Here is a 7,155-nt window from a genome sequence, read left to right as displayed (position 1 = left end):
CGTACGACCACCAGGACGTGCCCTTCGAGCGGCTCGTCGAGGCCCTCAACCCCGAGCGCTCCACCGCCTACCACCCGCTGTTCCAGGTCATGTTCGCCTGGCAGGGCAACGGCCGCGAGAACGTTGAACTGTCCGGTCACCGGGCCCAGTTCGTCCCCGTCCCCACCGCGACCGCCAAGTTCGACCTCCTTTTCAGCATGGCCGAGGGATCCGGGCAGGAGATCTCGGGCGAGGTCGAGTACGCCACCGACCTCTTCGACCGGAGCACGGTCGAGGCGCTTGCCGCGCGGTTCGTACGGATGGCGCGGCAGCTGGTCGCCGAACCCGGGCTGCGGGTCGGGGCCGTGCACGCGCTGGAGGCCGGGGAGCGGGATCGGCTGCTGTACGAGTTCAACGACACCGTCGCCGTTACGCCGGACCTCACGGTTCCCGGGCTCTTCGAGCGGCAGGCGGCCGCCACGCCGGACGCCGTCGCGGTCGTCTGCGGCGAAGTGACGTTGACGTACCGGGAGCTGAACGCCCGCGCGAACCGGCTCGCACGGGAACTCATACGCCACGGTGCAGGGCCGGAGCAGCTGGTGGCACTCGCCCTGCCGCGCTCGGCTGACCTGCTGGTGGGGCTGCTCGGCATCTGGAAGTCCGGCGCGGGGCACCTGCCCGTCGACCCCCGCTATCCGAGCCGCCGACTCGGCCACGTCCTGGCCGACGCACGCCCCCGGTGCCTCCTGACCGACTCCGCGACGCAGGACGTCCTGCCGACGGGCGACGCCGGGCCCGTCCGGCTGTTCGTGGACGAACTGGACCTCGACGGCGGGGACGGCGCGGACCTGCGAGACGATGAACGGACGGCTCCGTTGTCGCCGCAGAACCTCGCCTACGTGATGTACACCTCCGGCTCCACCGGCACCCCGAAGGGCGTCGCGATCACCCACCACGGCGTCGTGAACGGTGTGGTGCGCCTCGCCCGGGCGACCGGTGTCACGGCCGGATCGCGGATCCTCGCCGGGACCTCGGTCGCCTTCGACGTGTCGGTGTTCGAGACCCTGACGGCGCTGTCGGCCGGCGGCTCGGTCGAGGTGGTCCGGGACGTCCTGGAGCTGGCCGAGCGGGTCAGCTGGACCGGCGCAGTGATCAGCGCCGTGCCGTCGGTCTTCGCGGAGCTCCTGGATGACATCGCCGACCGCATCGACGTGGCCACCCTGGTCTTCGCGGGCGAGGCGCTGCCCGCCGCGCTCGTGGCGCGGGTGCGCGCCGCCCTGCCCGGGGTGCGGGTGGTCAACTCCTATGGGCAGAGTGAGAGTTTCTACGCGACCGTGGCTGAGCTCCCGGCCGGACGCGACGGCATGGGCCCGGACGCGTGCGGTGGCACGGGCAGTGCGCCGCTCGGCCGGCCCTTGGGGAACATGCGCGCCTACGTCCTCGGGCCGGGCCTCGAGCCGGTGCCGGTGGGCGTGGTCGGTGAGCTGTATGTCGCGGGTGCGGTGGGCCGCGGCTATCACGGGCGGCCCGCGCTCACCGCCGAGCGGTTCGTGGCCGACCCGTACGCTCCCGAGCCGGGCGCGCGGATGTATCGCACCGGCGATCTGGCGCGCTGGAACGAGCAGGGGCAGCTGGAATACGCGGGCCGCGCCGACGCACAGCTGAAGATACGCGGGCTGCGCATCGAGCCCGGCGAGGTCGAGGCGGCCCTGACCGCCCACCCCGGTGTCGCGCAGGCCGCGGTGGCCGTCCGCGAGGGCCGTGGGGCCGGCCGGCAGCTTGTCGGGTACCTGGTGCCCGTACCCGGCGCGGGCGGCGGCGACATCGACCTCACCGCCGGTGTGTCGGTCGGCGAGGTACGCCGGTTCGCGGCCAAGCGGCTGCCGGAGTTCATGGTCCCGGCCGCGTTCGTGGTCCTCGAACGGCTGCCGCTGACACCCAACGGGAAGCTGGACCGGGCGGCCCTGCCCGACCCCGAGTCCAGCGGCGGCAGCTACCGGGCGCCGCAGTCGCCGGTGGAGGAGATCCTGGCCTCGGTGTACGCCGAGGTGCTCGGCGTGGACCGGGTCGGTGCCGACGACGATTTCTTCACCGTGGGCGGGGACAGCATCCGCTCCATCCAGGTGGTGTCCCGGGCCCGGGCCCGCGGCGTCGAGGTCACCCCGCGCCAGATCTTCGAGGCCCGCACGGTGGCCGGTCTCGCCCGGCTCGCCTCGACGCACCGGCAGGACGCGGCGGGCGCGGTGCTCGAGGAATTCGACGGCGGCGGTGTGGGCCCGATGCCGCTGCCGCCGATCGCCCGGCACATCCGCGAACTCGGCGGCAGCTGGCACCGGTTCACCATGTCGGCGCTGGTCGAGCTGCCGGCCGGCATCGACAGGGCAGGCCTTGCCGCCACCCTGGGCGCGGTCCTCGACCACCACGACGTACTGCGGTCAACCCTGGAGTCCGCCGGTGACGGGAGCCTGCGGGTGGCGCCGCCGGGCTCCGTGGACGCGGCGGCGCTGATCCACCGCGTCGCGTGCGACGGCCGCTGGAGCGAGGACTGGCAGCGGGACGCGGAGGCCGAACTGAACGCCGCGACCGGGCGGTTGGACCCGGACGCAGGGGTGATGGTCCAGGCCGTCTGGTTCGACCCGGCGCCCGGCGGCGGCGCGGGCCGGCTCATCCTTGTCCTGCACCACCTGGTGGTGGACGGGGTGTCGTGGCGCATTCTGCTGCCGGACCTCGCCGCTGCATGGTCCCAGGTCCGCGCGGGCCGGGCCCCGGTCCTGCCGCAGGTGGCGACCTCCGCGCGGCGCTGGAAGCACGCGCTCGCGGCGGAGGCGACCACCAAGAGCAGGGTCGCGGAGCTGGAGCTGTGGCGGTCGATCCTGGACGGGCCGGACCCGGTCCTCGGCTCCCGGCGGCTCCACCCCGAAGTGGACCGGATGGACACGGTGGACACCGTGCGGGTGCAGCTTTCGGCGCCGGTCACCGAGGCACTCCTTACCGCCCTGCCCGCGGCGTTCCGCTGCGGCGTCCAGGACGGACTGCTTGCGGCCCTCGCGGTGGCCGTCGCCCGCAGGGAGGCGGCACGCCGCGAGGGCGTCCCGGCCGATCCATCCGAGCCGGCAGATCCATCCGAACTGTCCGTGCCGTCCGTGCTGATCGGTGTGGAAGGGCACGGCCGCGAGGAGAGCGCCGTCCCCGGGGCGGACCTGTCACGCACGGTCGGCTGGTTCACCAGTCTGTTCCCGGTACGCGTCGACCTCGCCGGATGCGATCTCGACGAGGTGCTCGCAGGCGGACCGGCCGCCGGGGCCCTCCTCAAGACCGTCAAGGAACACCTCCTGGCGGTCCCCGACCACGGCCTCGGCTTCGGACTGCTGCGCCACCTGAACCCGCAGGCCGCCGCGGAGCTGCGGCAGTACCCGGCGCCGCAGATCGAACTCAACTACCTGGGCCGCTTCTCCGCCGCCGACATGCCGGAGGACCTGCGGGGCCTCGGCTTCCACCAGGTCACCGGAACCGTCGAGCCGCTTGCCGCACCGGACACCGGCATGCCCGCCCTCGCCGTACTGCACGTCGAGGCGCTCGCCACCGACACCGCTGAAGGACCGTGCCTGGAGGCCGAGTTCGCCTTCGCCGCCGGAGTGCTGCCGCGCGAGGAGGCACAGCAGCTGGCGGAGCAGTGGCGGGCGGCCCTGGAAGGACTGGCCCGGCACGTCGCGGTGCCCGGCGCGGGCGGGCTCACGCCCTCGGACGTGCCGCTGGTGGCGGTGGGGCAGCGCGAGATCGAGCAGTGGGAGGGCACCTACCGGGGCCTTACGGAGGTGTGGCCGCTGACGCCCCTGCAGTCCGGCTTCGTGTTCCATGCGCTCCTCGCCGACGCGGCGTTCGACGCCTACCACATGCAGCTGGTGTTCCACCTGAGCGGGCACGTGGACCCGGAACGAATGCGCACGGCCGGACAGGCACTTCTCGACCGGTACGCCAATCTGCGGGCGGCCTTCGTGCCCGGCGAGACCGGGGATCCGGTGCAGCTGGTGGCCAAGGACGTGGCGCTGCCATGGCGGCACATCGACGCGACCGGCCTGGACGAGGCGGGGCGCAGCGCGGCCGTCGAGCGTTTCCTGACCGAGGACCTGAGCAGCCGCTTCGACGTGACTGCGCCGCCGCTGCTGCGGATCTGCCTGGTGAGCCTGGGCGCGGACCGCTGCGAACTCATCCTCACGGCGCATCATCTGCTGTTCGACGGCTGGTCGTTTCCGCTGCTGATCGAGGATCTGCTGCGGCTGTACGCCTCTGCGGGGGACGCCTCGGTGCTGCCGAGGGCGCCCGCGTACCGGGACTTCCTGCGGTGGCTGTGCCAGCAGGACCAGGAGGCGGCCGCGCGCGCCTGGGCCCGGGAACTCGACGGTGTGGACGGCCCGACCCTGCTGGTGGCTCCGGACGCCGCCGCCCCCGAGCCGCCGGGAGAGTCCGCGGCGGCAGAAGTCCGCTACGGACAGGTGGAGGTGCCGCTGCCCGCGGACACCGCCCGGGAGCTGGCCCGGCGGGCGGCCGGGCTCGGGATCACCCTCAACACCGTGGTGCAGGGCGCCTGGGCCGTGCTGCTCGCCGGCCTCACCGGGCGCCGGGACGTGGTGTTCGGCGCGACGGTGTCCGGCCGCCCGGCCGAGGTGCCCGACGTGGACACGATGGTCGGCCTCTTCGCCAACACCCTTCCCGTACGGGTGCGATGTGCCCCCGGCGCTCCCCTCGCCCAGCTCCTCACCGACCTGCAACAGCGCCAGGCCGCACTCCTCGACCACCAGCACTACGGCCTGACCGGGATCCACCGGGCCACCGGCACGAGCGTCCTGTTCGACACGCTCGTGGCGTTCGACTCCTACCCCGTGGACAGCCTCGGCCTCAGCGAGGCACACACCGCCGCGGGCATCGAGGTCTCCGGCCTGCGCCCGCTGGCCGGCACGCACTACCCGCTGACCGTGAACGCCGCCGTCGCCCCCCACCTGCGGCTGACGCTGCAGCACCAGCCGGACGTCCTCGACCGTGAAACCGTCCAACGGATCGCGGACCGGTTCCAGCGGGTACTCGCACAACTCGCCGCGGACCCCGGCCTGTTGACCGGGCAGGTGGACGTCCTCGACCAAGACGAGCGGGAGCAGCTGCTGCGCGGCTTCAACGACACCGAGGCGCACACCCCCGATGCGACGGTCCCCGGCCTCATCGCGCAGCAGGTGGCGCGCACCCCGGATGCGCCGGCCGTCGAGCACGGCGAACTCGCCCTCTCCTACCGGGAGCTGGATGCGCGTACCAACCGGCTCGCCCGCGAACTGATCGCGCGCGGGGTCGGCCCGGAGACCGCCGTGGCCCTGTCGCTGCCACGGTCGGCGGACCTGGTGGTAGCCCTGCTCGCGGTACTCAAGGCGGGCGGCGCCTGCCTGCCGATCGACCCGCGCTACCCGAGCGCGCGCCTGGCGCACATCCTGGCCGACGCGCACCCGGTGCTGCTGCTCACCGACGCCGGGACCCGCGACACGCTGCCGCTGGGCGACGTCGACGTACCGCAACTCCTCTTCGACGAGCTGACGTTGACCGCGGGCGACGCCACGCGGCCCGAAGTCGCGCTGCGAGACGACAACGCGGCGTACGTGATGTACACCTCCGGCTCGACCGGCACGCCCAAGGGCGTCGCGGTCACCCACGCCAACGTCGTCAACGGCGTGCTCCGGCTCGCCGAGCGCACCGGCATCACCGCGGGCACCCGCACCCTGGCGGGCACGTCGGTCAACTTCGACGTCTCCGTGTTCGAGATCTTCACGACCCTCGCCCACGGCGGCACCGTGGAGGTCGTCCGCGACGTGCTCGCCATCGGTGAGCGCGGCGGATGGAGCGGTGGTGTGATCTCCACCGTGCCCTCGGTCTTCGCCGAGCTGCTCGACCAAGCCGAGGGCCGGGTCACCGCCGCCACGCTGGTGTTCGCCGGCGAGGCGCTGCCCGCGTCCCTGGTGCGGCGGGTGCGTGAGACCCTCCCCGGCACCCGCATCGTCAACGCCTACGGCCAGACCGAGTCGTTCTACGCCACCACCCACGCCCTGGAACCCGGCGACGAGCCCACGGCCGTCGCTCCGATCGGCGCCCCGCTCGGCAACATGCGCACCTATGTCCTCGGGCCGGGCCTCCAGCCGCTGCCGGTGGGCGTGGTCGGCGAGCTGTATGTCGGGGGCAGCGTCAGCCGCGGCTACCAGGGGCGTCCGGGCCTGACAGCCGGGCGATTCGTGGCCGACCCGTACGCTCCCGAGCCGGGCGCGCGGATGTACCGCACCGGCGACCTCGCGCGCTGGAACGACCGAGGCAGGCTGGAGTACGCCGGCCGCGGCGACTCCCAGGTCAAGATCCGCGGTTTCCGTGTCGAGCCCGGCGAGATCGAGGCCGTCCTGACCGCCCACGAGGGCGTCGACCAGGCCGTCGTACTGGCCCATGACGCCCAAGAGGCGGACGGCGCACGCCGGTTGGCCGGCTATGTCGTGCCCTTCGAGGGCGTGACCGAGCCGACCCCGGCAGAGCTGCGCGCCTTCGTAGCCGAGCGGCTTCCCGCGTACATGGTCCCCACCGCCTTCGTCACCCTCGACCGCCTCCCTCTCGCTCCCAACGGCAAACTCGACCACCAGGCATTCCCGGCCCCCGCGCTGACCGACACGGCCTCCTACCGGGCGCCGCGCACCCCGCAGGAGGAGCTTCTGTGCGAGCTGTTCGCGGAGGTTCTGGGAGTCGAGAAGGCCGGGATCGACGACAACTTCTTCGATCTCGGTGGGCATTCGCTGCTGGTCACGCGACTGGTCAACCGGATGCGGACGGCGCTTGGCACCGAGGTCCCCATCCGCGCGGTGTTCGAGTCGGCGACGGTGGCGCAGCTGGTGGAGCGCGTGGGCGCCGGGGAGCGGTCGTCGCGTCCGGTGCTGCGGCGGGCGCAGGCGCGGCCGGAGCGGGTGCCGCTGTCGTACGCACAGCGCCGCCTGAAGTTCCTCGACGAACTCGAGCCCCTGCCGACGTACCACCTGCCGCTCGTGGTGCGCCTCAGCGGCCGACTGGACGTACGGGCACTGGCGTTGGCGATGCGGGACGTGGTCGCGCGGCACGAGAGCCTGCGGACGCTCTTCGTGGCGGACGCCAGGGGCGTCATGGCAC

1 protein-coding gene is annotated in these 7,155 nt (G+C 73.2%); it reads left to right on the top strand.

The window, feature by feature from the left end; all coding sequences use genetic code 11:
• Positions 1–7,155: non-ribosomal peptide synthetase (locus GAS53_RS54210; RefSeq protein WP_151485204.1), on the top strand; the 7,155-nt coding region annotated here is incomplete at both ends.

The organism is Streptomyces albicerus (assembly GCF_008905045.1).
Taxonomy (GTDB): Bacteria; Actinomycetota; Actinomycetes; order Streptomycetales; family Streptomycetaceae; genus Streptomyces; species Streptomyces albicerus.
This window is presented reverse-complemented; position numbering and strand designations above follow the sequence as displayed.